The organism is Microvirga tunisiensis, assembly GCF_009296175.1.
GTDB classification, from domain to species: domain Bacteria; phylum Pseudomonadota; class Alphaproteobacteria; order Rhizobiales; family Beijerinckiaceae; genus Microvirga; species Microvirga tunisiensis.
In genome coordinates, this window is record NZ_VOSK01000848.1 from 1 (window position 1) to 1,015 (window position 1,015).

Consider the following 1,015-nt stretch of genomic DNA (forward strand, 5'->3'; position numbering starts at 1 on the left):
TCAAGCCAGGACTGAAGTTCGTGTTCCCACGCCACTGAGGTGCTCATGACAACCTCCCGCGAACAATCCTTCAGAGAAGACGTTGGCAGGGCTCGCCTGGTTCCTCAGACCTGCCAAAGTAGTGCTAAGAAGTGTGAGCAGAGTCAACCGAACGACTTTACCAAAGGACTCCACGGCACCTCTATTTGGCGATGGGTGGTTTTGCTTTGTGACGCTGCCGATCATCACGCCGCCTCCTTCATCTCACAATGCGTCGATGGTCCAGCTCTTGTTTCTCGACGTCGCCATGCGATGGCAAAGCCGCCGCACCATTTATCGTCCGGCCCAGGAGCCGATTGATCCCAGCCAGTTCTTCAACACCCCGATCGGCGAAGCCTCGCACAAAGCTTTATCTGCATCCGTCACAATTCAGGATCCTGTCCCTCTACAGTCGCAGCCTATGATCTGCTCAAGCGAACTGCGCCGGTTCAGGAGCAGCTGGACGCAGTAGCCGTTTCTCGCTTCTGATGCAGCCAAAAGCGGCCGCAGCATGTTGAGCCGCACAGGTAGTTTCCGAAAGCTCAGGCACGCTGGGAACCATGCTTAGGCTCTTCTATGAGACACCCACCGGACACGTAAGGAGATCCGCTGGCGCATGGACAAGGCCTGCCCAGGTCAAGCAAAACTGATTTGCCTAAGGGGACTAGCCGTTCCTATTCACCAGAGTTTGTTTCGGGGCCTATTTGGTAGCGCGGGCGTGCCGATCCGCTGCGTTTCTTTCACCGCGGCAAGGTCTGGAACGTGGGGAACGCGTTGGCAGGGACGGGATGGGATGACCGGGGCGATGGCAGCCCCGGCGCTCAGGGCGAGGCCGCCCGGGGCTGGGGTGCCAGAGCGCTCGCAAGACGGCGGACGAGATCCGCTTCCGGACAGCACGAGGCAAAGGCCAGTCGGATGCGGCTGGTGGTTTCCTGCACCCGCACGGCGATCTTGAGCAGGCGCAACCGCAGCGTTGCGAACTCCGCCCGGGCGAGAT

The 1,015-nt window shown here is 59.8% G+C and carries 2 protein-coding genes; one reads left to right on the forward strand and one right to left on the reverse strand.

The features are described 5' to 3' along the window. Positions 1-208: 208 nt before the first annotated feature. Positions 209-490, forward strand: coding sequence for a hypothetical protein (locus FS320_RS44080; protein WP_152718742.1), 282 nt, complete (start codon positions 209-211; stop codon positions 488-490). Positions 491-839: 349 nt separating this feature from the next. Here FS320_RS44080 and FS320_RS44085 read toward each other — a convergent pair. Further along, positions 840-1,015: transposase (locus tag FS320_RS44085; protein WP_192926244.1), on the reverse strand; the 176-nt coding region annotated here is incomplete at its 5' end.